Below are 24,822 nucleotides of genomic sequence, written 5' to 3'. Positions count from 1 at the left end.
CTTATTTTCGTTTTCTTAATAATACAAATAGGGCAAAAAGGAAGAGCGGTAGGGCCAATAAAATATAATTCCAAGAGCTCTCTTTCTCCTTGATGAGCAAGCTTTTTTCATCCCCTAATAAAATAAAGGCCGACCAGAGATTAGGGTGTTTGGCCAACTCCTCGGTTTGTTCCTTAAGATAAGCAAGTTTGGCCTGTTGTAGGGCTTCGGCCTTATTCGCTCCTTGGGCCAACTGAGCATAAAATTGATGCATAATATAGGCTGTTGATTGATCATTGACCTGCCAAAGCGAGACCAACAAGGCGGGACTACCCGCATACATAAATGCTCTGGCCAAAGAGGCTGTTCCATTGCCTCGCTCAAAGCGTCCTTGCCCTGTTTGACAGGCAGAAAGGACCACCAAATCGGCCTGCAGTTCCATTTGAGCAATTTCGTAAGCTTGCAAAAAGTTATTTTCGCTGCTATCGTTATCTTCGGTAAAGGCCAGGGCCGACAAACTAGGGTTTTGCTCGTCTAATAGGCCGTGCATGGCCAAATGCAAAACGGCATAATCTCTTGCTTTTTCCTTAAATAGTGATTCTGTAGCCGACTCTCCAATAAAAAAGTCGCCTTGATAGTAGTCACTTAAGCGCTTAATTTCTTCTTTGGCTGCGGGCAAATCTTGCAAAACAGCCCGCCAATTTTGGGCTTTGGGCGCCCTTTGCTCCGCGGCTTCTCCTCCATAGCTAGCGGCAAGGCCTAAAATTAACCCATTGTTCTTTCGCTTGCTACTATTTTTGTTCTCTAACCAAAGTGCTGCCGAGTAATTATAGCTTATCGCCAAATCCTTGAGGTAGTAAGGCAAATCACTGTAATTATCCGTCTTCGGTTGTTCAGATAATAGCAGACCAAAGGGAATAAAGGAGAGCTCGGCATCGGGCAAAATGAGTAGTTGCTCAAGTTCTGCGGGAAGAAAACCGAGCAGCTCCTCCCCTAATGTTTGGGCCAGCTGCATATAGCTAGTTTTTAGGGCTAGAGCCTCCTCTTTTTTACGGGGTTTATAATGGCTTAAATTCTTATAGAGTTGGTTCAGCTCTTTAGTCAACTGCCCATTTTTTAGAGAGCGACTAATTAAGCGGCTCTTATCTTTGTCTAGATAAAGAATGTAGAGCTTTTCTTGCCCCATAAAGTAATCGAGCAGGGCCATTTTTGGCCCCAAAGCGGCCTGTAGATCCTTTATTTTGGGGGTGGCTGTTTGGTAGTAACTAGCGGCTAAGTCTGGATAATTGCTCTGTAGTTCTTTTCTAAACTGATCCAGCTCTCGGTTGCTTTGATTCAAGGCTGCCAAAAGTGCTTCCTGCTGCTTCGCTCCGGCATTCAAATAGGCGCCCCTTAAATTGGCTTGTTTTTGCTCCAACTGATCTTTTCTCTGCTGCCAGTCTTTGGGCAAAGCAGGAGCCGATTGTGCCTGCAAAAGCAAAACGGCCTTGGTCCGTTCTATCAAATCAATGGCCTGATCTACTTCTTCTTCAGCTAATAAGGAAAGGCCTTTTTCTACCCAGCTAGCAGTCTCTCTCAAAAAAAAGAACTGATTATTGGCCTGAGTCGTATTGGCCCGCTCTTTTTCTAGTAGATCTAAGGCCAAATCAACAATAGCTAATTGTTGTTGTTTTTGCCCCTTTTTGCTGGCCAAAAGATCTATCCAAACGGCCAAACTAGCCAGATATTCTTCTAGGTAGTTATTAGCCGGAAAAGCATGAGCTCGCATTTGGTCCAAATAATCCGCTCCCGCCTCCATAGACCAAGAAATCGAACTATTGGCCACTAGGGCTTCTTTTAAAACCGGAACCGCTTTTTGTGGCTGTCCTAGCGCAATAAACATACTGGCTTCTCGATTTAAAGCCGCTAAACGATAGTAATGCTTTGGCCCCAAAGCTTGGCGATAACGATCTTCCGCTTGAGCATAAATAGACAGTGCTTTTTGATAGTCGCCTTGTTTACTCAAGACATTGGCTTTTCGCATCATGCAGCTGGTAATTACATGATGATCAGCCGGGTATATTTGCTGATAAATCGCTATCGCCTGAGTACTTAGGCTAATCGCTTCGGCATAATTTTCCTGAATTTCTGCATTTCCCGACATAGAGAGCAGCAAACCCGCATACTGGGCCGTTACGGTCCAATTATTCGCTATAAATATGGCCTGCGCCCGCTGATAATATTCCTTCCCCTTTCTCCACTTTCCCATCGTCGAATAAAAGCGAGCCAAGCCCATTAAGGTCACCCCATAGTTCAAATCCTTGGGGCCCAATACCTCTCGGTCAATTTTCTCCGCCTCTAAAAGCAGGGGCTCTGCCTCCTCCATTCTCCGCATTCGCATATAAAGGTCTGCCAAGTTGAGCAAACTAGCCGAGTAATTCTGATGCTTTTTGCCCAATTCTCGCGCATCTACAGCCAAACTTTCTAAATAATAGTCCTCGGCATCCAACCAACGCCCCTCTGTTTTGGCTAAATTAGCCAAGCCATTTAAGGTGCTGCTATAGTCTAACTGATTTCCATTCTTCTGAAACCCCAATGCCCTTTTATAAAATGCTTTTGCCTTGGCCAAATGCCCCAACTGCTCTTCTGCATTCCCACAATAAAATAACAATAAGGCATAGTCAACCAGATGTTTTTCACGCACAGTCTCCAAACTCTCTAAAGCTTGCGAATAGTAGGCTTTTGCCTTTTGAGGGGCTCCAAATGCCACATCATAACAATCGCCCATCGCCATTAAGGTCATGGCCAAATCATAGGCGGGCGCCCCAGAAGCTAGCTGCCAATCTACCGCCTGCTCATATAAGGTTAAAGCCCCCTCTGCATCTTCCAAAACATAGTCTATTCCATAGGCTTTATAATAAAGTAAACGCGCCAAACTGCTGTCGCCTGCAGGCAAGACCGCCTTTCCTTTTAGGTAGGCCGCATCGGCATAGACTTTCATCAAGGCATAATCTTCTGCCTGTTGGGCCAAAAAGGCTTTTGCCGCCAAATCGGACCAATGATAAACCTGCAAGCTGTCTTGCGCCTGCAATTTAAATAGGACCAAAAAAAATAGGCCCAGAATGGGGAAAATCTGTTTCATCTGTTTTGAATATGGTAAAGCTGTGGAGATTTATTTTAACGACTTTTCTCCCAATAAGCTTATGAAAGCTGTTATTTTTTTAACTGTTCTCGATTTTTTGGGGCCTCCTGCCTGCGGCAGGCGCTACGTTTCGCAGCTCGCTATTCGCTCGGCCCTTCGCCAGCAAGCTGGCTCGGTCTGGCCTGTGGCCACTGCTGCACATCGCTAGGCCGTTTGGCCTACGGCCAAGGGGCTTCGCCCCTGCTGGACCAAAAAAATACTCAGCAGACAAAACTACTGAGTATTCAACTTATTTTCTGCGCTTTTTATAAAAACGGCGATATTTCCGCTTCTTCCAGCAACCCATCTTTATCGCTTTGGGCGCCGGAAAACTATAAGGCGCTCGACAATCCGTTTTTTCATCGGTCATGCCGTTTACTTTGTATAAGGTTACTGCTTTTCCCTTTTGTAAGGTATAAGCATAATTGGCCGCTACTGGCCAAGGTCCCTCTGCGCCTGGAAAATCAGCTAGATCTACCTTGGCATCTGGCTCAAAGGTTCCTCTTTCTACATAGCCCGAGCTCCAGACCTTATGCTCGGTTACCTGCACCGAATAGCGCTCGGCATCCCAAGAGCAGGGCACAATTTCTAGGGACTTAATTTCTACTAAATAGCCCTTTACCTTTTTATTGTCGTATTCTCTAGCCACATCATCGCAGCAATCACAATAATCAAGCATAAAAGGATTTTTTTCCAAATAGGTTTTCAAGGCTTCCGCCTCTGTTTTGCTCATACAATCCCAAGGATCAGCCGAGGCCAAAAAAGGAAGGCTTAGCGCCAAAAAGAGCAGGGATAATTTTAGGTAATTCATTGAAGGATAAGTTTAGCGTATTCTCGATAATATTAACTATTTGCAAGGATAGGACCAAGTCTTTCTCTGCCCACAAACAGTATTGTCCAATAAGCACTCTAATAAAAAAAGACCGCTACAATAAAGCAGCAGTCTTTTTTAGATTCGTTTCAGCTAAATTGAATTAGCCAGCTACTACCTTATTCACAAGGTCAGCCGCTTCTTGAAGCGTTACTGCAGAGTGAACAGCTAGGCCAGACTCATCAATGATTCCTTTCGCTTTGTCGGCGCCATTACCTTGAAGGCGAACCACGATAGGTACATTGATGTCTCCAATGTTTTTATAGGCATCTACTACACCCTGAGCAATGCGCTCACAGCGAACAATCCCTCCAAATACATTGATCAAGATAGCTTTGATAGCTGGGTCGCGCAAAATAATGCGGAAAGCATTTTCTACACGCTGAGCATCGGCAGTACCTCCAACATCAAGGAAGTTGGCAGGCTCTCCACCAGAAAGCTTGATGATGTCCATAGTCGCCATGGCCAAACCAGCACCGTTTACCATACAACCTACATTTCCGTCTAGTTTAACGAAGTTAAGGCCATACTTTTTAGCTTCTACTTCTGTAGGATCTTCCTCTGTTTCGTCATTCCATTCTGCCAAATCTTTGTGGCGATACAAAGCATTCTCATCTAAAGATACTTTAGAGTCAGCCGCAACGATTTTGTTGTCAGAAGTTTTGAGACAAGGGTTGATTTCTACCAAAGAAGCATCGGCACCAACGAAAGCAGCATAAAGGCTGTTTACAAATTTGGTCATGCTCTTGTAAGCAGCACCACTAAGGCCCAAGTTAAAGGCGATGCGGCGCATTTGGAAACCTTGTAGGCCCAAATGAGGATGTACATACTCTTTGTGTACAAGATGAGGCGTCTTTTCAGCTACCTCCTCGATGTCCATTCCACCTTCTGTAGAATAAACGATCACATTACACTCCTTGGCACGGTCAGTTAGGATACTCATATAGAATTCATTGGTATCCATTTCACCCGTTTCAGGATCGGGGTAATACACATCTTCTGTTAGTAGTACCTTACGAACCAATTTACCAGGACCCTCAAGGCCACCTGGAGTTTGAGGCGTTTTTAGCATCATGCCTAGAATATTGTCGACATGCGTCTTCACCTCATCTAGGTTTTTGGCCAATTTTACTCCTCCGCCTTTGCCACGTCCACCTGCGTGAATTTGTGCTTTAACAACAGCCCAAGTGGTTCCTGTTTCTTCTTGGAGCTGAGCGAAAGCTTTTTCGGCATCTTCTTTTTGCTCAATCAGCACCCCTCTTTGGATAGGCACACCATAGCGGTTGAGGAGCAATTTTGCCTGATATTCATGTAGATTCATTACAATTGGTTGTATTAGGTTAGCAATAGAAGTCTGATACAATTGTTGTTGCCCAAAACTAAAAGATTTCGGCTGCTTTTCAAAGAAAGGATAACTTTAATTTCCAGCTTTTATCTAATTTCCTCTATATAAAATGCCCTTCTTTTCTGGCCCTAAATCAAATTAAATCACTAGTTTAGGGGCCTATATTTTCTGTCTTTTTAATGCTTTTACCCATGAAAAAAATCTTATTCCCCGCCTTGCTCTTGCTATTTTTAGCCTGCCAAGGCCCAAGCCCAGAAAAAGAAGTAGAACAAGCCCCTCCCCCTAAGGAACAAGCCGAGCCCAGCCCCTCCAAAGAAGAGGCCGCCCCAAGCAAAAGCCTAAGCCTTAATGCCTATAAGTCGGGCGAACAAGAAACTAAAGTACTTAGCGAAAATGGCTGGCCCAGTAAAGAAGGCGAAACGGTAGTTTGGACAACTGCAGAACAATCGGTAGTTATTCGCTATCAAACAGAGTTTCAGCCAGGCGGAATCTCAGAGTTGCTACATTTTCAACTGCAAGATGAAGCCGGACAGCCCCTCGGCCCTCCTCTCCTACTCTATATTGGCGAATATAGCGATAGAGATGCCCCAAGCAGCATTATCCGTAGCCAAGCTCAACTAAATTTGAGTTCTGCTGGCCTAGTTTATGAATTTCAGTCTTATGAAGAAAATCTAGATACAGAAGAAAAAACCATTTTGCAAGAACGCAATAGCCATTTCCTTTTTGGCGGCAAAGAAGGCTTTCAAGAGAAAAAATAAGGAGCGTAGAGGGCCGAAGGCCCGCAGGCCTAGCGATGTGCAGCAGTGCGGCAAAGCCGCAGACCAAGCAAAAAACTTGTTTTTTTGTGCAGGGCCGAGCGAACAGCGAGCTGCGAAACGTAGCGCCCGCCGAAGGCGGGAGGCCCCAAAAAACATCCATCAAAAAAAGAAGGGCTAGCCAAATCATCGGCAGCCCTTCTGTTATTTTTTAGAATCGGTTTCGGGGATCATCAAATGGTCGGTCTATGGGCTCTTTGAGCAGGTCGCTTTGGGCCATGAGCTCAATCGGCAGACTAAGTACGAGATGATCTGCGGCCCCATCGCCTTTTTTGCGAGACAATACCGCTCTGTGTTGTGAGCTGCTCGCCGCATAGTCCTTCTCCTTGGGCAAAGGCAGGCCTTCTTGCAGCCAATTCGAGGGATCAAAACGCTTGTAGGCCACTAAAAACTTATAGACTACTTGGGCCTTTTTGTGTGTCACAGCAATATGTCGGCTGTCAAAAATAGGTGGATATTTTTTCAGCTCTCCAATATCTACTTTCAACTGATTATTTTTGGCCGTTTGGGCATCGTAGGCCGCAAATTCAGTACTGCCCAAGGGCGTTTTGCAAATGATCGAATAATCATAGCCCAAAAAGAGCGTAGAAGCAAAAATTGGACTGGCCGAAGAAGAAGATTGTTGGCGCAAAATCATGCTGCTCATAAACTCTTTTTCATAGCCTCCTTCTGCTAATAAGTAGCTCAATTTCAGGCTTTCTACTTTGCGGCCCTCGGCATCTTCCCAATAGTAAAAAGGCGATTGATCTTGCGTACGGATATATAAAGTATGCCAGTTATTTTGCAACTTAAAGCTCAAACTAAACTGATAATCAGCCAACATATTTTTGACTCCCGGATGGGGGTTTTCTAGCCTTTTGAGCTGCTCCCAACGACTAATGCTCCGCAATTGGGCCAAAACGCTAAAGGCGGACTCCTCTGAGGTGTTATCCGTTCCTCTAAGCAGTACAATTTCGGGATTTTTGCCGTCACAAATATAATAGCGACCATCATCGATACGGAGCTGATAAGGCGCTTCTGGCCCAGCATTCCAATCGATAAATTTACGATAGTAATTGGCCGCGGGACTCGCCTCAATCTGCTGCTTAAAAGGGTTGTCAAAACCAGCTTCAGGCTCCAAATAGGCCTTTTCCCCCAGCGTCCAAAGCATAAGCGCAATTTGTTGCTGCGCCTGCATGGCATCAGGCACCCAAAGGTCTTCTAGATCGAGTTGCTCGGCCACTTTGATGCTGTCTCCAGATTCATTGAGGAAAAAGCCATTGCCCGATCCCAAATTGATTTTGAAGAAGGCCTGTCCGCTAGATCGGGGTTTAGCTTTATTGTCTTTCCAAGCCGTATGCAATCTGCTCCAAAGACTGTCCTGATTGGGCCCATTTTCCTGCGGCTGGATATAATCACCTAAGTTTAGGCTGCGAAAAGCCGGCTTTTTGTAATAGACAAACTCAACAAAAGCCTCGGCTTGCCCCTTAGGATAAAAACGGAAATTTCCATTTTTTAGCTCAATAGTATAGCTGGCCTCCGCCTGATTTTCGGTCAAATGTGGACGCAAACTATCACTCACCATCACCTCATAGCGGTTGCTCTTGGGCAAATGCAGCGGAAGCTGTTGGCTGCTGTATTTTTGGTCCACAAAGGCTTTTAATCCAGTGGTTGAACTGGGAGGCGCCTGCTCAAACTCCACCACAGAAGCCTCGGCCATCACATAAGTGATGCGGCCATCAAAAACCAAATTGGGGCGGGCAGGATCATAAGCTTTTAAGGGAATAAATTGCCCTTGACGCAAAACGGGCAGGCCCAAAAAGGCGCCCATATCAATTCGCCATTGCTGACTCTCTTTTTTATAAATGAGGTTAACTTCTCCCTCTTTTTTGCTCATTTGTCCACCCAAAAAGCGCTCGTAACGCCGACCAGCAGGACCTTTTACATATAAACTGGGCGATTGCTCAAAGGCGCCATCAATGCTCAGTTTTGCTTGGTTAAACAAATCATGATAAGAGATCTCTCCCTGATATTTTGAGAGAATTTTGATAATTGTATTGGTAAACACCCCTCCTTTTTGGCCATCGGCATGCCGAATTTCATAGGCATACTCTTCTTTTCCACAGGCCGACATATGAATTTGGTTGCCTTCGGGATAAGCTACTTCAAAAGGGGGCTTTTTTGAGCCTCTAGCGCTTGGGGCTGCCGAGCGGCTGCTTCCTCTGCCAGCGCTTCGGCTTGTACGGGCTGTTTCTTCGGCTTCTTTCATGGCCGAACGGGCCTCTTCATCAAAGAAATCCATTTCTTCCGCCTTGCGATATTGGCCCAATTGCTCGGGCTCGGCGGGGAGCATGCGAGCTTGGACCAGCAATTCCTCGCCGCTATTTTCTGTAGGCTCTGGCCCTTCTTCCTGAAGTTCGCTCAAAAAGTCCATGCCCCCATCTTCAGTAGCAAGCTCGGGGGCCTCGGGCGTTTCTTCAAAGCTCATTTCTGCCGTATTCCCTGGCTCTTCCCCGCTCATTACGCCAGAAAGCTCCTTCATTTTCTTTTCCAAATCGCTACGAGTCGCTCCCGCCGAATGGCAACTATCTTGCACAAAAACAATATCAACTTGCTCCTGGCCCGCCACCCAAATTTGGCGAATCAAAAAGCGAATTTCCTTGTCCAAGACATCCTTCACCTTTTTGCCACCTTTAATAGAACGAGAATCCGCCGCCACTAAGGTCTGCAACTGCCCTGGAGACTCCTCAAAATAAGGATGTGCTTTTTCGGTAGAACCATGGCCTGCGTAAAAAAGAAAAAAAGTATCGCCTGGCTGTACTTTTTGTACATAGCTTTTGATGCTAGACAAAATAATATTTCGATCTGGAGCCTTAACCTGAGCAAAATCGTATTGATATTTTTGCAAATCGGCAGCAATGCCCTCCTTTTTACTTTCCGAGGGGCTCAACAAAAGCTGGGGCTCAAATTGATATTTATTGCGGTCCAGATTTCTAGACAAATACTTAAACATAGACAGGGCATCATTCACGCAACCATTTAGGGAGGTCACGGCAGGATTATAGGCATCGATACCTATAAAAAGGGCATGGAACTTTTGGCTCATAGGAATTTTAGATTTTTTATTTATTGTTTTGGGGCCTCCGCCTCGCTACGCTCGTCGGCGCTACGTTCTGGGGCTCGCTATTCGCTCGGCCCTTCGCCAGCTTTGCTGGCTTGGTCTGGCCTAACGGCCACCCCTCCACATCGCTAGGCCTGCGGCCCTTCGGGCCTGCAAGACGCAGTTTAGTTGCCTCCCAGGGCCCGTTTTTTGGCGGCATCGGTTAATTTGCCATAGCGGGCTTTATAGGTCCGAATAATTTGGTCGGCTCTTCGTTTTGGGCTATTGCTTTGGCCAATATAATCATTTCTAGAATTGACCACTTGATTAAGCACAGTGGTCGCTTCGGTATTTGTGGGGTCCATTTCATAGGCTTCGCGCGCCAACTGAAAGGCCAATTTTGGATTTTTATCTTTATCTAGAGCATAATGTGCCTTAGAGGAAAGGATACGAGACTGGCTTTTGACCAAAGAGACCTCTCTATTTTTGAGTTCTTTTTCTCTTTTTTCAATTTGTTCTTGCAATTTATCACTTCCGTCTTGTTTATTTTTTTCTTCTAGACTTCGGGCTCTAGCTTTAAGGCTTACATTTTCCTCGGTTACCGTTTCTAAGGCTTGTTCTAAAGAGTCTCTAGAGGCCACCAACTGTTTGATGAGGTCTTCTTTTTCCTTTTCTGAAATTTGGAGCAGGCCTTCGCCTTCTTTTAGGTTTTGGGCCAGAGAGTCTACTCTTCTTTGTACAGACCGTAGGCTATCTAGGGCTCTATTTTTTTCTTGATTAGAAAACTCTAAATGGGCTCTTGTTTTTTCTACTGCGCCCCAGCCTCTCATGGCCCAAATAAACAAAGCACCTAAGACAATAATAATAAAAATTGTAGAGCCTAAGGTCCAGTAATATTGTAGCTTAACTGCTTGTCGAGACCGTTTAATGAAGTTATCTTCATCGGGGCTTAATTCTAATTTGGCCAAATAAGGACGAATATAGGCCAGGTCTTCTTTGGTCAGTAAATTTTTATTATCTAAATAATACTGATGTCGTCCTCGGATAAATCCAAGGATTTTGAGCCGCATTTTATCTTCAGTAGAACTGCGATCATAAATTACGCGGGCTAAGGTATCATGCGAGAGTTCAAATTTCACGGTAGTTGTTAGCTTATAATGGTAGTAGCAAATTATTTCTTGCGTTTTCGAAGGATGGGAGCACCTTTGAGGCCATCCAATTCTTTGCGCCAGGCTTTAGCCTCATCTTCTATTTTCTTTACCTCAGAGCGCAGTTCATTTTTCTCTTGGTTACTGGCTTTGAGGGCTTTTTTTAAAGAGTCTTGTGTTCGCTGTAGCTCGAGCAGTAGGGCATTTTTTTCATCTTCGCTCATATTGAGTAGGCCTTCCTGTTCCAGTTTTTCTTTTTGGGCCTTTCGGAGTTTGTCAAAAGTTTGGCGAAGTTTGTCATGTGTTCTATGTAGTTTGTCATGTGTCGCTTGGGCTTCATGCCAGCCCCAAAGGGCCACAGCCGAACTGCCAGAAAGTAATAAAACAACGGCTACTATAATGACCGCTCTTAGCTTTTGTTTTCTATCGGCAGCGAGTTGGCTATTATGAATAAACTGCTTGACCTCTGTTTCTAAATCTAGTTGAGGCAAATAGCGTTTAATGTATTCTAAATCCTCTTTACTGAGCAGACTCCTATTGTCTTTAAAGTGTTGATGGCGGCCTTTGATAAAGTTAGCTACTTTGAGTCGCATTTTATCTGCCGTAGAGGCCTGATCGTAGATCACTTTGGCAAGGGCATCATGAGAGAGTTCAAATTTCACAGCAAGATATTCTTTTTGGGTAAGCCATTAAAGGAGGCCGTTTTAACAATGGGGCGAGCAATGCCGATGAAGGCCTAGCGATGTGCAGCAGTGGCCCGAAGGGCCAGACCGAAGCCCGAAGGGCTGAAGGGCCGAGCGAATAGCGAGCTGCGAAACGACAACAAGGACTTTAGTCCGCAGTTCGATGACCGAAGGGAATAACCGCAGCAAGGCGAAGCCGCAGCGGAGGCCCCAAAACATCATTATTCTACTTTTTCTAGGGCGATATCTAACTTCAATTTAGGTTGAATTTTGATAGCTTGTTCTTTGGGGAGATAGCCTTTTCGTTTGACTTCTAGGACAATATTTTTCTTGGTCAGGTCTATGGGGTGCAGGACCAGATTGAATTTAAAAAACCCTTTGGGGTCGCTGCGGACCTGGGCGCCCATAAAGAAAATTTGGGCATTAGAGAGGCCTTGGCCATTTTCGTCTTTAACTCGGCCCTCGATAAATAGGCTAGCGTAGCCAATTTCGAGTTGGGCGGTGCCGCCTTCCGATTCGGGAGGCAGGGGTTTAATTTTGAGGTTGCCACTTTTGGTAATTGCTTTACGAAAGACCTCATTTTCTTTTTTTACTTCTTCGGCTTTTTTGTGTGCCATAGCGGCTTCAGTTTGGGCCAAAGAGGCATTATACCAGCCCCAAACAGCAAAGGGAGTCATGATGAGGGTGGCGCCCATTAGAATAATCGCATTTTTGCGCATCCTATTTTGGCGCTCTTGGCGGTCTAGAATTGCTTGGCTTTTGCTAATAAAGGCTCGTTCTTCGGTCCGAAGATTTAGCTCTTCAAGAAAGGGGCGAATGAAAGAGAGCTCGGCTTGGCCGAGGACCATATTTTCATTCATTTTATAGTAGAAAAAGCGATTTTGGAGCATACTGAGGGCCTTCATCCGGGTTTTCACTTCGGCGGAGGTTTTCTCATAAATAATGAGGGCGAGGCTATCGTGTACAATTTCTACTTTCATATTGGGGGAATTTTATTCGTTCAATTCGCGAAGAATGCGCATCTCTTTAAAACGAGAGATGCAAAAATCGACCACCTTGGGGTCAATGTTCTTTGCTCTTTTCAACTCTTTTTTGACATTATCGAGTTCCACCGCCTGTTTGGTCCCATTATCTGTGACCATGGTAAAGAGAATATCCATGGGGATGCCCTCTTCCGAGACGCCCATTTCATTTTGCAGCTCTTTTTCTAGTTCGCTCAATTGTTCTTCAAGGAAAAAGGCCATCACATTTTCGAGATTGCCGCTTTTTCCGAGTAACTCCAGATCAAAGCGGATCGGGCGATCCTCCTCTCCTCTTCTTTCAACATCTAGGCGGTAGAGTCGGTCCAAATAGACTTGCAGGGTGGCCAAATCGACCTGTTTATCTTTACCTCGAACCTTTTCGACGATTTTATTGACCAACTCCTCTTCATTTTTCACCTCAATTTTAAAGGCTTTGAGGGTATTGAGAATAACTCCCTGCAAATTTTTGAGGCTCATGCGTTCAATGCGCAGGCGGTTATCCCAAAGGCTGGGATAAATATTCTCAAATTCGGAGAGTTGAGCGATATACTCCTCCCGCATCGAGATAATGATCTTCACATTGAGATCCCGCTCTTCAATTTGATACAATAACTCGAAGAAATCCTCTTGTTCTTGGCGGCTGCCCAGAATAAAAATCTCTTCAAACTGATCAAAGATCAGGTAGATGGGTTTATAATAATCGAGGTACAAAGAATGCAAAAGGTGGATAGAATTGCTTTCTTCGGGTAATTTTCTTACGGCATGTCGATGTAATTCTTGTTTAATCGACTGCATAATATTATCACGGCGTCGGATAAAAATGGGGAACCAATCGCTGGCTCTAAATTCATTTCCTAGACCACAGTTAATCAGGCTGGTTTTTCCAGTTCCAGAAGCTCCATATAAGAGGACCACATTGGTTTCAAAGAGGCGGTCATAGAGCTCTTGCGTTTCTTGTTCACGGCCAAAGAAGATATCTCGATCAGATTGATCGTAGGCATCTAGAAATTTAAACGGACTTTTTATCTGCTTCACCATAGGGCTACATCTATATTTAGAAAACTGCGTGGGCGATGAATGGAATTAGGTTTGGGGTTATCGGCTCAGGTCTTCTTCAAAGAGAGAGAACAATTCTTTGAGGATATCCAATGGGCTTTGTGGTTCCTCTTCGTTTCTTCTTCGGTTTCTGGAAGATCTTCTTCGGCGATCTCGGCCGCCTCTAGCCGCTCTGGGCTGTTCGCTGGCGGTCGTGAGTTGGTCTTTGGGCCGTTCATGCACCCGATAAATGGAGTAGACGGTACTAAAATAGCGAAACTCTTCTCCTTCTCGGTAGGCGTAGGTAAACAGCTGCTGTTCTGTGGCTCGATCTTCTGTCATCCCTTCGCCAAAAGCATTTTTATCAATGATAAAGGGAGAAAGATTGAGAAAATCTTTAGGATCTTGCATATTTCGGCTCAAAATGACCGAAGCATTATTGGCGTAATCCTTATAGGAGCGAGCTTGTAGGGCCTTGCTCACGGCCAAATCATTTACTTTGGCATTGAGGCGAGCGATATAGTGGTCAAACTTAGGATCTTGATAGCGATAGCTAATGACTCGAATATCTCGGATGGTCAGTAAATCATAATTGACCAAAAATGCCGATTTAATCAAAATAGCCGACAAAAAGTATTCGCCATCGGCACAAAGCTGCGGCAGTTCTGCCGCCAATTGCTCGGGCGTTTGCTGACGAATTTTCGCTCGTAGCGACTCTAAATAGAGGTAGGCATCATAAAACTCATTTTTATCTTCAAAAGCTTGTTGCATCTCTGCAAATTCCTCTACAAAAAGGGCTTTATTTTCTTTTTGCAACAGCTGCACAATAGAGATAAAATGCTTGAGATAATCAAAGTGCTGATAAGTTCGGGCATCATGATGCAAAAGGTCCATGAGATAAGGCCGCACACTGATGTTGCTCTTCCTTTTTTCGTCCCAAAGCTGAGAGAGCGCAATGTAATAGAGAAATTGGGTGGTATAGACATAAGTGCTCAGCAACTGCTCTAAGCGCTCCATCGATAATTCATCTATGGCCGATTCTTTAGAGAGCAACAAACGCACTTGTACCCCAATGGGCCAAGGAAAATGCTCGATGATTAGGGCCAAGGCCAAACGCTCATCCAATTCGCCACTAAAAGAATCTTCCGCCAAAGGTTTAAGCTTAGGGTCATAATGACACATCTCATCAAAAACATCCAGCATATAGCTATTTACGGTATAGTCTGGATTAACTGGCGGCTTGATATTGTCGATTTGCGTTACAGAAGTAGGCAAACTCCAATCTAAAACAGCTCTGGCTTCTTTATTTAAGAATAAACCCCAAGGCATAGCCGCAGAACGGTCAAATTCCTCGCCCTGAATAAATATTCGGGCCGTAAAACTATTGCCAAAATGGGTGCGCAAAGCGCCTACAGCAAATTGAAAAGCCGAATCGATAGTCGATCGATTGGCTAGGGCGCGATAAAAGGTTTCGGAAAAAAGCAAAGCTTTATCGTCTGCAATGGCCACAGAAGTAGCAATCACGGCCTTCACCCCTTTTTCCAACAAATAATCTACCTGGGCTTGCGTAGAGCAGCCATTGAGAAATACAAATTTAAGATTGGGCAATTGGCCCAACAACTCGGCCAAGCCCACCGCTTCGGCAGTATCTCCATCAAAATGTAGGCTGTTGCCATCGGCATGGCCCGCATAATGAAAAACAATAATGCGCTCCTTAAAACGATTGAGGGCCTTGATCAACTGATCCACATTAACGCTCTCCTCTCTATAGAGTTCTATGCTGCCCTGATCATGAGCGATGCTCAAGATATCATTGAGGCGGCTACTCTCTTCTTTGAGTAGATCCAAATGCGCATCTTGCTGATTGGCAAAGTTGAGTAAAATAACTGGACGTTCGTTCATGATAGTCTGTAGAGTACTAGAAATTCGTACAATTAAAGGCGTTTATTAGGCGAGTAACTTTTTTGCACTTGCCGCCCATTGGTCCAACAAGTCTTGCGGAATGTTGAGCTCCTGAGCCACCGCCTGATAACTCAAATGTACTATTTCCTGATAGCTATGTACTCCCGCTTTTTCCAATTTGGCCTGCCAAGCGGGACTCATACCTTCTATTTTAGATAAATCATCTTTTTGTTCTTCTCCCAAAAGTTCATCTTCTGGAATGCTGCCGTAAAAACCTTCTTGATTCAAGGCTTTTTCGGCCAATTGCAAAGCCGATTGCATTTCTAGTGCTTGGCCTTCATCCACCAAAATTTCTTCTTCTTTTGGGGCCAAACCTCTGGCGGCGGGTTCTTCTTCGGGCAAAAGTGCCAGCTGTTCTTCCAACTTGGCCATATCTTCTACCACTTCTTCTTCGGCTTGTTCTAAGGCGGCATTATCTTGGGCCATCAATAAAGCTTCTTCGGCTTTTTCTTCTATAGATAATTCTTCTTCGCCTAAAATTACCGCTTCTTGCATGGGCGCAAAAAATCCTTCGGCCTGCATGCTTTCGCTGGCTCGACTAAGGGCGGCTTCCATCTGCGCCGCTTCTTCTTCAGAAATTTCGATATTCTCTGCTAATGCTCTTGTTTGAGGCTCTTCTTCCGGAACCTGGGCCAATTGTTCTTCCAATTTGGCCATATCTTCAATAAAATCAGTTTCTTCCTGTTCTATTTCCATATTGGCCGCTGCCAATTCTAAAGCCGCTTGCATTTGTTCTTCTTCCGAAAGCGTTTCGCTATTTTCGGCTTCTAAAATGACAGCTTCATCAAAGGCCTCAAAAAATCCAGCTAGTTGCATGCTGCTTTCGGCCTGAGCCAAAGCTTCTTCTAGGGCTACCGCTTCTTCGGCCTCCAATTCTTCTGCAAATTCAGCTTCCTCTTCTGCTTTGTCCAATGAAATTTTAGCCAGTTTTTCATTCAGTAGTTCTTCATCTTCTACTAAATCAGCTTCTGGAATTTCTTCATAGAAATGCGCTTCGGCCATGGCGCTTTGGGCAAATTCAAGCAGCTCCTCAATTCTTTGGTCCAATTCGGGGTCTTCGGGCAAAGTTTCTTCCTGAAATTGGTCCAATTGCTTGAGCTGGCTCTCCAATTCCTCAAAAGCTTCTTTGAGCTGTTCGTTTTCTTCTGCCAAAATATTGGGCTGCTCGGCCTGAGCCGCCAATTCATTCAAAGCCTGACCCAATTCCGTTTGCAAGTCTTCAATTTCGCTTTTGCGCATTTCCAACTCTTCTTCCGCCCAATGCAAGGCCGATTTTTGCTCTTCATACTGGCGCAAAAGTGCTTCTCTTTCTTCCTCAATCTGTTTCATCAAGGCTTTTGAGCTATCAATTTCTTTTTGCGCCTTGGCCTGAATCTCTTCCGCCAATGCTTCGGCTTCTTTGGCCCCCAAACTTTCGCGCTGCGCATGTTTATAGAGCTGTTTTAACTCGGCCAATTCTTGTTCGGCCGCTTTTTTGGCCTGTTCTGCAGCCGCCTTGGCTTGCTTCAACGATTTTTCTTGCGCACTTAAATCCTGCGCCATTTTTGTCTGTATCGCCAGCGCTTTCTCTCTTTTGCGCTCTTCTACTTGCAACTGACGCAATTCGGCAGACAAAACCTGTAGCTTGTCTTCTGCTTCTTCCTGTTCTTTGCGCTGCTTGAGCAATTCTTCATTCAATTGCGCCAATTTGCGTTCATAACGCTTTCTCTGCGGTCGCTGCACAATCAGCCACCAAAAGAATAGGCCCAACAAAAAGCTGAGCAATAAAATAAAGCCAAAGGCTAGGCCTTGACTAGAGCTGTCAAAGCTAAAAAGGTTGTTGAGGGCTTCTTGAAAAGTCATTTAGTTCAATTCAATGGTTGTCCAATGGAGAAACCCTAAAATATAAAGTTTTCTTAGAAAAACACTGTTTTTTTTCATCTCCTTTTGCCCCAATAAACAGATGCCTTTTATTTTCAGCCGCTTTTTCTCTGCCCCCCAATTTTTTAGGGCCTCTCTCTTTTTTATACCTTATATATAGTATCCCTTTTTGTTATTTTATTTTTTTGGGCCTCCCGCCTGCGGCGGGCGCTACGCTTCAGGGCTCGCAGGTCTGCTCGGCCCTGCGGCCTAACGGCCTTGGTCTGCGGCTTCGCCGCCCCCTTTCGCATCGCTAGGCCGCTCATCTATTTTTTTTCTTGGAGCTTTTTTCTTCGGCGGTTTTGCTGTTTTTTTTCTTAGAGCTAATCCTTTCTCATTTCCCTGCAAACAAGGGCTTTAGCCCATGGCCGTAAAATAACTCCACAAAAAAATTCAGGAATAAAAACAATTGCCATTATTTCTGCCCCATAAATTTCATAGGGACCAATTATCATCCCCTCATTCGAGGGGATTTTTCTTTGCGGTTGTGGTTTGGTGGTTGTTTTTTTCTTAGTGGTTTTGGATCCATTAGTTTTTTCGTCGAGGAAAAAATCCATTCATCGCCTAGGGACAAGCCCCCAGGCTAAGTTTTTTTATCAGCCCTCTAAAGAGGGCCTCTTTTTATTTTGTTGTTTTTAGGCTTGAGCCTAATTGAAAGCCGTTATTTGAAACAGTGATTGGCGATCCCACAAAAAAGCCCCCTCGAAGGAGGGGGTGACTCTATTTTAGCCTAGGGCCTTGGCCCTAGGGTCAATATAATATGCTATAGCGATCTAGTTTAAAACCATCGACCCATAAAAAAATGGAATAGAAATTATTCATCGCCATTCGGCCAGTTTTTTCCCAAAAAAAATTTTCATCCCTGTTTTTTTATGGTGGTTTTTAAACCTCCATTTAAAATGAAATGCCTTTTTGTTGCCTGGCTGTAGGTTTCAACCTACAGACCACCGCAGTTTTTTCACCGAAGAAAAAATTCTATTGTTTTTAACCCCATTGCTAATTGAAAGCCGCTATTTGAAAGTTTTTTTTCTTGGAGCTAAATTTTTTCCATTTTCCAGCAAACAAGGGCTTTAGCCCGCTCTTTGCATAGCCCCGCAACCATGGGCTTCAGCCCATGGGCCCAAAACTGCCCAACCGCTAAAAGACGCTTTCTTCCCCCCTTTTTTCAAAACGCCCAAGAAAAAGTTGAGTGACTAATATTAAAATATTGTATGCGCCCCTTTTTACCGCCTAGGGACAAGCCCCTAGGCGATGAACAGCAGGCGGCAAAGCCGCCGCAAAGGAGCGAAGCGACTGGCCTAGCGATGGTAGGCAGTGCGGCAAAGCCGCAGACCAAGCGGGCATTGCCCGCGCAGGGCCGAGCGAGCAGCGAGCTGCCGAACGTAGCGCCGACGAGCGAAGCGAGGCGGAGGCCCCAAAAACACCAAAAAAATGTATCTTAACATCTAGAGGAGTATTAAAGAAGTATTGAGAACATTAAAAACTAAAAACATGAGAACATTTATTGCGCTCCTCTTCCTTGGATGGAGCCTCCCTATTTTTGCCCAAATTGAATTTTCTTCCGATAAAGTCCGAGACCTTTATGAGAAAGGGCTAGAGCGACATGATGCGGGGAATTATGACAAAGCTATTGAGCTCTACCTAGAAGGGCTAAAGTTTTGTAGCAAAGAAAACAAAGACCTATTTTACAGCGAATTGTCCTTTAGTTATAACCTGAAAAATGAGCTCGATCAATCGAATAAGTATGCCTTTAAGGTACTAAAGAGTAGCGACCGGCTTTATAACTATGCCTTTCAGCGTATATCCAATAACTATTTGGTGCAGAAAGAGTATAAAAAGCTACGCAAGCTGACCAAAAAAGCCATTAAAAAGCATGGCGAACGGGTCATTTTTTTGCGCAACTACGCTTTTCTTGAGCTAAGAGCAGATCAGTTTGAAGAAAGTCAAAAATGGCTGAAAAAGATCTGCCTAAGCGGCGATGCGGTCGGCCGCGATTTTGTTTTATTGGGTATAGTAGAAAATAAGTTGGCCCATATGGATGCAGCCCTTATGGCCATGACCTTCGGTCTTTTTTTGGACCCAGAAAACAGCAAGGCCGATGTGGCCATCAGTTTTTTAGAGCAATACCTTTTTGGTAAGAGTTGGGAAAAAGATTGCCAAGAACTGCTAAAGGCCAAAGAAGAAAAACGAGCTCCGCAAATGAATATCACACTTCCTCCTCTATCGGAGGGAGAAGATTTTAACCCCAACTCCTTAGAATTTATGATGCCGCTTAGTCGAGCAGTCCTATTGAGCAATGATGAAATTAACATCTGTGCAAAAAATCATTTTGAGCAATTGGCAGTATTAACCGAGACGGCCTGGGATATCCTCTTATCAGAGGGCAGCCTCTTGCAAGAAGAGGAAAAAGAACTGTACAGCGAGGTCTATCAGCCCTTTTTTAAGGAATTTGAAAAAGAAGGACGGAAAAAACTCTACTCCTACTATATTTTTTCGGGTACCGAAGAAGGAAAAGACAATATGCTCAATGATACCGAGCTGCGGGTTATCATTCAGAAAATAGAAGAAGAACGAGGGCAAGATTAAGAGAGAAATGGCCGCTAGATAGAAGTCTAGCGGCCATTTCTCGTTCAGCTATTATCGAATAGAATTAGGGTGTTAATTTAACTAATTAAAATTGACTAACCATTGTGCCTAGCTAGCATTTGTATCAAACATCTATAAAATAAAGGGACTCATCTATTTTTTAGCGGCCTAAAACCTTAGTTAAAGGCCACAACTTGCTGTCTATCAATTTAAAAGGGCTAAAACTTAAGAAATCATAAAGTTTTGCAAATGGATGTATGCACAACAAAAAAAAAGCGAAAACTGTTAGCTTTGCGCTATTGATAACCAAAATGATGTTTGAAACACCCTTTATATGCTTCGCCAAATTATTATTGCTGCAGTAGCAGTGCTTATCTTAGTTCTTTCCTTCATTATGGCAGGAGGACTATCTAAGCGTGCAGAAACGCCAAAAAAGGCTGAGACAGCCGCTATTTTGAAAAAGGTTCAGGCCATTCCGGTAGAGAACCAAGAGATACAGACCGAGGTACAGTTGTACGGTCGCCTTATTCCCTTTGAAAAGACCGAGCTTTTTTCTGAGGTGGGCGGTCGTTTACTAGCTAGCTCCAAGCCCTTTAGAGTAGGGACTCGCTTTGCCAAGGGCGAACTGCTCATTAAGGTGGACCAAAAGGAGGCCGAGCTCAACTTGAGTGCCCAGCGTGCTCAGCTATTGAGTACGATTACCAGTATGTTGCCCGATATCAAGATTGATTTTCCGGAGAGTTTGGAGCAATGGGAGAGCTATCGCAGCCAGCTCAACCCCAAAAGTTCTATTGCCGATTTGCCCGAGCCTAAATCGGAGCGGGAGAAAGACTTTTTGGCCCTAAAGAACATCTATAATCAATATTATAGTATTAAGAGTGCCGAAGAGCGATTGAGTAAATATGAATTGCGGGCGCCTTTTTCTGGGGAGCTCACAGAGGCCCTGATCAATACGGGTTCTTTGATTCGGGCAGGCCAAAAGATTGGTAGCTTGATGAACATCAATGCCTATGAGTTGCAGGCTTCTGTTCCTTTGGTCGATCTGAAGTACATTAACTTGGGCGATAAGGTCCAATTGCAATCGGAAGATATTGCTGGGCAATGGAATGGCAGCATCAGCCGAATTTCTAGTACCATTGATGCGAGCAGCCAAACCGTAAAAATCTTTATCCGAGTGGCTGGTCCAAAACTCAAAGAAAATATGTTTTTGACTGGAGAGGTGGCCGCCAGCCGCCTAGCCAATGTGGTCGAGATTCCCCGTAAGCTTTTGCGTGGAGATACGGCCGTTTTTGTTATTCAAGGCGGTAAAGAAAAAAGCTTAGCCTTGGCTGCTGTTCAGACGGTAAAAATCTCGGAGCAAACGGCCCTTGTTAGAGGCTTAGAAGATGGCCAAGCGCTATTGGCCGAGCCTTTTCCGGCAGCCTATGAAGGCATGAAAGTAGAATTGGCCCAATAAGGCGGCGCAGCCGCCTCAGGCCCGAAGGGCCTACGGCTGAGGGATGGTAATGGGTGGCCGAAGGCCAGACCGAGCTTTTTGAGCAAAGCGAAAAAAGCGATGGGCCGAGCGAATAGCGAGCCCATGCACAGCCCGACCTGGCCAAAGGCCAGGGCAGCCCCAAAAACATATTCTAACGATAAGCTCATTATGAAATCTATAGTATCATTTTTTATTAAAAACTCGATTGCGGGCAATATCCTGATGGTCGTGATTTTACTCTTTGGTTTTTTTGGCCTGAAGAATATGAAATCGACCTTTTTTCCGCCTGCCCCCGAGAAATTTATTAACATACAAGCCGTTTTGCCCGGGGCCTCTCCCGAAGAAATTGAGCAAGGGATTGTATTAAAAATTGAGGAGAACCTCAAAGGCTTGACAGGTATTGAACAGGTCAATTCGGTCTCTTCTGAAAATGCCGCCTCCGTTACCGTTGAAATCAATAGTAGCTTTGATATTGATCTGGTGAAACAGGATGTGGAAAATGCCGTGAATCAGATTAGCTCTTTTCCGGCCGGTATGGAATCTTTGCGCATATATAAGGAAGAGAATAAAAACTTTACCTTTAGCTTTGCGCTGAGTGGGAATGTGCCCCTGAAAACCCTGAAAATGGAAGCTCGGCAGATTGAGGATGAGCTCAGAGCCACCCCAATTATGTCTAAAGTGACTCTTTCTGGCTTTCCAGAAGAAGAAATTGAAGTGGCTTTTCGAGAAGAGGACCTCATTCGTTACGGCATTAGCTTTCAGCAGGCGGCCGCAGCAGTACAAGCCAGCAACCTAGAGATTACTGGGGGAAGCATTAAGGGCCAAGAAGAAGAGCTTTTGGTGCGGGCCCGAAACAAAGGCTATTATGCTGAAGAGCTGAAGAATATTCCGGTCCGAAATACAGCCGATGGAGGGATTATTTACCTTTATCAGTTGGCCGATATTGAGGATAAATGGGCCGATGACCCCGAGCGCAGCTTTATGAATGGGGAGACATCGGTGGTGATCACCATTCAAAACACCGATGAAGAGGACCTTTTGACTATTGCCGACTACATGCGCAATTATGTCGATGAATACAACCAACAAGCAGGCCCTATTCGAGCCACGACGATCCGAGATGGCTCGGTGACCTTGCAGCAACGGATTGACCTCTTGGTAGAAAATGGGGTGATCGGCTTCATTTTGGTCCTTTTGGCCCTAGGCTTCTTTTTGCACTGGAGTATTGCCTTTTGGGTGGCTGCGGCTATTCCCATTTCCTTTGCCGGTATGTTTATTATTGGTAGCTCTGCCGATTTGACCATTAACGTCGTCTCGCTCTTTGGGATGATTCTCGTGATTGGTATTCTGGTAGATGATGGAATTGTAATTGGCGAAAATATTTATGCCAAATATGAGCAAGGGATGGACCGAAACCAAGCGGCCTTAGAAGGGACCATGGAGGTTTTGCCCGCTGTAATTTCTGCCATTCTAACGACGGTGGTTGCCTTCTCTATGTTCTTCTTTATTGAGGGCCGAATTGGAGATATCTTTGGCAATATGGCCTTTGTGGTGATCATGACGCTCATCTTTTCTTTGGTGGAGGGCATGCTCATTTTACCAGGACACTTGGCGCACTCTAGAGCCATGGCCAGAGAGGCCAAAAAGACGCTTTTCGAGCAGTTTTTTGACCGCCTAATTGGGGGTATGGATGCCCTGATGGGCTGGATGAGAGACCGTCTTTTCTCTCCTGTTCTTCGGCTTTGCCTAACGGGCCTACAAAGAAGTTTGCCCGTGGCCGTTTTGCTTGGCCTGATGATTCTATCTATTGCGGCGGTCCGTGGGGGCTTGGTCAAAACCACCTTTTTCCCATTCATTGAGCGCGATAATGTAGATGTGACGCTGACCATGCCTGCGGGAACTCGAGAACAAACGACCAATGAACTCCTTACTTATATCGAGAAAAAAGCCTGGGAGGTCAATGAAGATTATAAGGCCCAAAGAGAAGATGGCAAAGATATTATTGAGAAAATTGAACGCAGTCTAGGTCCCGCTAGCTATAATGGTAAACTGGCCATTACGCTGATGGATGGCGAGCAACGCGCTACCCCCGTCCTCGAGATTCAAGATGCCATCCGCAAAAAAGTAGGGCAACTCATGGGGCCCGAAAGCCTCTCTTATGGAAGTAGTTCGGTCTTTGGTAAGCCCGTTTCGGTGGCGGTTTTAGGCGATAATCTTAAGGACCTGGACCTAGCCGTAGAGGCCCTCAAAAAGGAGCTTGACGCTATCGAGGGGCTCAAGGATGTTTTGGATGACAACCAGCCCGGCCTCCGAGAAATCAATGTTTCTCTCAATGATAAAGGCCGCCAACTAGGCCTTAATCTACAAGAGGTGCTGGCCCAGGTCCGTGGCGGTTTCTTTGGTGCCGAAGCCCAACGCCTACAAAGAGGCCGAGATGAGGTCCGCGTTTGGGTGCGCTACAAAACAGAAGACCGCTCTAATATCGGTCAGCTAGAGAATATGCGCATCCGCTTTGCCGATGGCCGCGAATTCCCCCTCTCCGAAATTGCCAACTTTAAGGTAGAACGCGGGGTGGTGAGTATTAAGCACCTCGACGGAAAAAGAGAGGTGAAGGTAGAAGCCGATATTGCCAATAAAAAGGTCTCGGTTTCTGATATCACGACAGAAATTAAGGAGGAAATTGCCCCCCGCCTAGAGGCACAGTTCCCCTCTGTAGAGTTCTCTTTTGAAGGCCAAAATAAGGAGCAAATGAAGAGCGCCAACTCTATCCAACAGGTCTTGCCCATTATCCTCATCCTGATGTTTATCATCGTGGCCCTTACCTTCAACTCTATCGGCCAAGCGGTGATTGTCTTTGCCATGATTCCCTTTGGACTAATTGGTGTGGTTTGGGGACACTGGTTTTTGGATGCGCCAATTAGCTTTTTCTCGGTGCTCGGAATTATCGCCCTGATCGGAATTATGGTCAATGATGCCCTAGTCCTCGTTTCGGCCTACAATGGCTTTATCAAAGAGGGCTTAGAACCTATGCAGGCCGCCTTTGAAGCGGGCCGCTCTCGCTTCCGGGCGATTGTACTGACCACCCTAACGACGGTTTTGGGCCTCGGCCCACTGATGCTAGAAACTAGTTTCCAAGCGCAGTTCCTCATTCCGATGGCTATTTCGGTGGCCTTTGGTTTGTTGGTGGCCACGGTGGTTACGCTCTTGCTTTTGCCCGCCTGTCTGCTCTTGGCCAACCGCTACAAATGGTTGCTGGCCCAGTTCTGGACCGGAGAGCAGTTTTCGCCCATCGAGGTGGAAGCCGCCCACAAAGGCCGAAGAAACCACTTTTTCCTTTGGCTTTTTGGCCTAGTGGTGATCATCGCTTTCTTAGTCCTGATTAAGAATTTATTCTAAATCTATTATAGCAGCCTCAGCTTTTGCTGGGGCTTTTTTTGTTTTTGGGGCCTCCGCTGCGGCTTCGCCTTGCGGCGCTACGTTTCGCAGCTCGCAGGTCTGCTCGGCCCTGCGCCGCCAAAGGCGGCTGGGTCTGGCCTTCGGCCACTGCTGCACATCGCTAGGCCTGCGGCCCTAGGGGCCTGCTATATGGGCCTGTAGGTTGAAACCCTCCATAAATAAACATTTTAGCCCTTCTTTGCTGATGGAGCCTAGTGGAACAGAAAATCCCCTCGAATGAGGGGATGGCGATTTTTTCGATAGCCTAGGGCCTTGGCCCTAGGGCTGGCCGAAGGCCAAACGGCCTAGGGGGCTGAAAGGGGGCC

At 45.4% G+C, this 24,822-nt stretch carries 15 protein-coding genes; 5 read left to right on the top strand and 10 right to left on the bottom strand.

Features of this window, described 5'->3' with window-relative positions; all coding sequences use genetic code 11:
* Position 1: 1 nt before the first annotated feature.
* A complete protein-coding gene (locus SGRA_RS16815; protein WP_015694001.1) occupies positions 2–3,100 on the bottom strand; it encodes a CHAT domain-containing protein in 3,099 nt (1,032 codons plus the stop codon).
* Between SGRA_RS16815 and SGRA_RS23865 the strand changes: the two genes are divergently transcribed.
* Positions 3,081–3,308, top strand: coding sequence for a hypothetical protein (locus tag SGRA_RS23865; RefSeq protein ID WP_015694000.1), 228 nt, complete (start codon positions 3,081–3,083; stop codon positions 3,306–3,308). The genes SGRA_RS16815 and SGRA_RS23865 overlap by 20 nt on opposite strands.
* A gap of 81 nt (positions 3,309–3,389) precedes the next feature.
* Here the strand turns inward: SGRA_RS23865 and SGRA_RS16805 are convergent, their stop codons facing one another.
* Both SGRA_RS16805 and sucC read right to left on the bottom strand, forming a co-directional pair.
* Positions 3,390–3,950: a hypothetical protein gene (locus tag SGRA_RS16805; protein WP_015693999.1), complete on the bottom strand. Its 561-nt coding sequence runs from the start codon at positions 3,948–3,950 to the stop codon at positions 3,390–3,392.
* Between the two features lie 163 nt (positions 3,951–4,113).
* Positions 4,114–5,331, bottom strand: a complete 1,218-nt coding sequence (sucC, locus tag SGRA_RS16800) for an ADP-forming succinate--CoA ligase subunit beta (protein WP_015693998.1) — start codon at positions 5,329–5,331, stop codon at positions 4,114–4,116.
* 215 nt (positions 5,332–5,546) lie between these two features.
* On the opposite strand from sucC, the gene SGRA_RS16795 reads away from it, so the two are divergent.
* Positions 5,547–6,113 carry a hypothetical protein gene (locus SGRA_RS16795; RefSeq protein WP_015693997.1) on the top strand — a complete coding sequence of 189 codons (567 nt, stop codon included), beginning with the start codon at positions 5,547–5,549 and terminating at the stop codon, positions 6,111–6,113.
* A 208-nt stretch (positions 6,114–6,321) separates the two neighbouring features.
* Here the strand turns inward: SGRA_RS16795 and SGRA_RS16790 are convergent, their stop codons facing one another.
* From SGRA_RS16790 to SGRA_RS16760, 7 genes are all read right to left on the bottom strand, one after another.
* Positions 6,322–9,255 (bottom strand): caspase family protein, encoded by a 2,934-nt coding sequence (locus tag SGRA_RS16790; RefSeq protein WP_015693995.1) that lies wholly within the window; start codon positions 9,253–9,255, stop codon positions 6,322–6,324.
* Between the two features lie 179 nt (positions 9,256–9,434).
* Positions 9,435–10,388, bottom strand: coding sequence for a hypothetical protein (locus SGRA_RS16785; RefSeq protein WP_015693994.1), 954 nt, complete (start codon positions 10,386–10,388; stop codon positions 9,435–9,437).
* A gap of 32 nt (positions 10,389–10,420) precedes the next feature.
* A complete protein-coding gene (locus SGRA_RS16780) occupies positions 10,421–11,059 on the bottom strand; it encodes a hypothetical protein (protein WP_015693993.1) in 639 nt (212 codons plus the stop codon).
* A 242-nt stretch (positions 11,060–11,301) separates the two neighbouring features.
* The gene (locus SGRA_RS16775) at positions 11,302–12,060 is read right to left on the bottom strand and encodes a carboxypeptidase-like regulatory domain-containing protein (RefSeq protein ID WP_015693992.1); all 759 of its coding nucleotides are present in this window, start codon (positions 12,058–12,060) and stop codon (positions 11,302–11,304) included.
* 12 nt (positions 12,061–12,072) lie between these two features.
* Complete coding sequence (locus tag SGRA_RS16770; protein WP_015693991.1) at positions 12,073–13,140, bottom strand: ATP-binding protein; 1,068 nt, start codon at positions 13,138–13,140, stop codon at positions 12,073–12,075.
* 57 nt (positions 13,141–13,197) lie between these two features.
* The gene (locus tag SGRA_RS16765; protein WP_015693990.1) at positions 13,198–15,039 is read right to left on the bottom strand and encodes a CHAT domain-containing protein; all 1,842 of its coding nucleotides are present in this window, start codon (positions 15,037–15,039) and stop codon (positions 13,198–13,200) included.
* 45 nt (positions 15,040–15,084) lie between these two features.
* The gene (locus tag SGRA_RS16760; protein WP_015693989.1) at positions 15,085–16,941 is read right to left on the bottom strand and encodes a coiled-coil domain-containing protein; all 1,857 of its coding nucleotides are present in this window, start codon (positions 16,939–16,941) and stop codon (positions 15,085–15,087) included.
* Between the two features lie 1,548 nt (positions 16,942–18,489).
* Between SGRA_RS16760 and SGRA_RS16740 the strand changes: the two genes are divergently transcribed.
* From SGRA_RS16740 to SGRA_RS16730, 3 genes are all read left to right on the top strand, one after another.
* Positions 18,490–19,584, top strand: a complete 1,095-nt coding sequence (locus SGRA_RS16740) for a tetratricopeptide repeat protein (protein WP_015693984.1) — start codon at positions 18,490–18,492, stop codon at positions 19,582–19,584.
* 334 nt (positions 19,585–19,918) lie between these two features.
* Positions 19,919–21,040, top strand: a complete 1,122-nt coding sequence (locus tag SGRA_RS16735; RefSeq protein ID WP_015693983.1) for an efflux RND transporter periplasmic adaptor subunit — start codon at positions 19,919–19,921, stop codon at positions 21,038–21,040.
* A 189-nt stretch (positions 21,041–21,229) separates the two neighbouring features.
* Positions 21,230–24,457: an efflux RND transporter permease subunit gene (locus tag SGRA_RS16730; protein WP_041329975.1), complete on the top strand. Its 3,228-nt coding sequence runs from the start codon at positions 21,230–21,232 to the stop codon at positions 24,455–24,457.
* The last annotated feature ends 365 nt before the right edge of the window (positions 24,458–24,822 follow it).

Source organism: Saprospira grandis str. Lewin (genome assembly GCF_000250635.1).
In the GTDB taxonomy this organism is placed as follows: Bacteria; Bacteroidota; Bacteroidia; order Chitinophagales; family Saprospiraceae; genus Saprospira; species Saprospira grandis.
The sequence above is the reverse complement of the archived record's forward strand: the minus strand, read 5'-3'. Positions and strand labels throughout refer to the sequence as shown.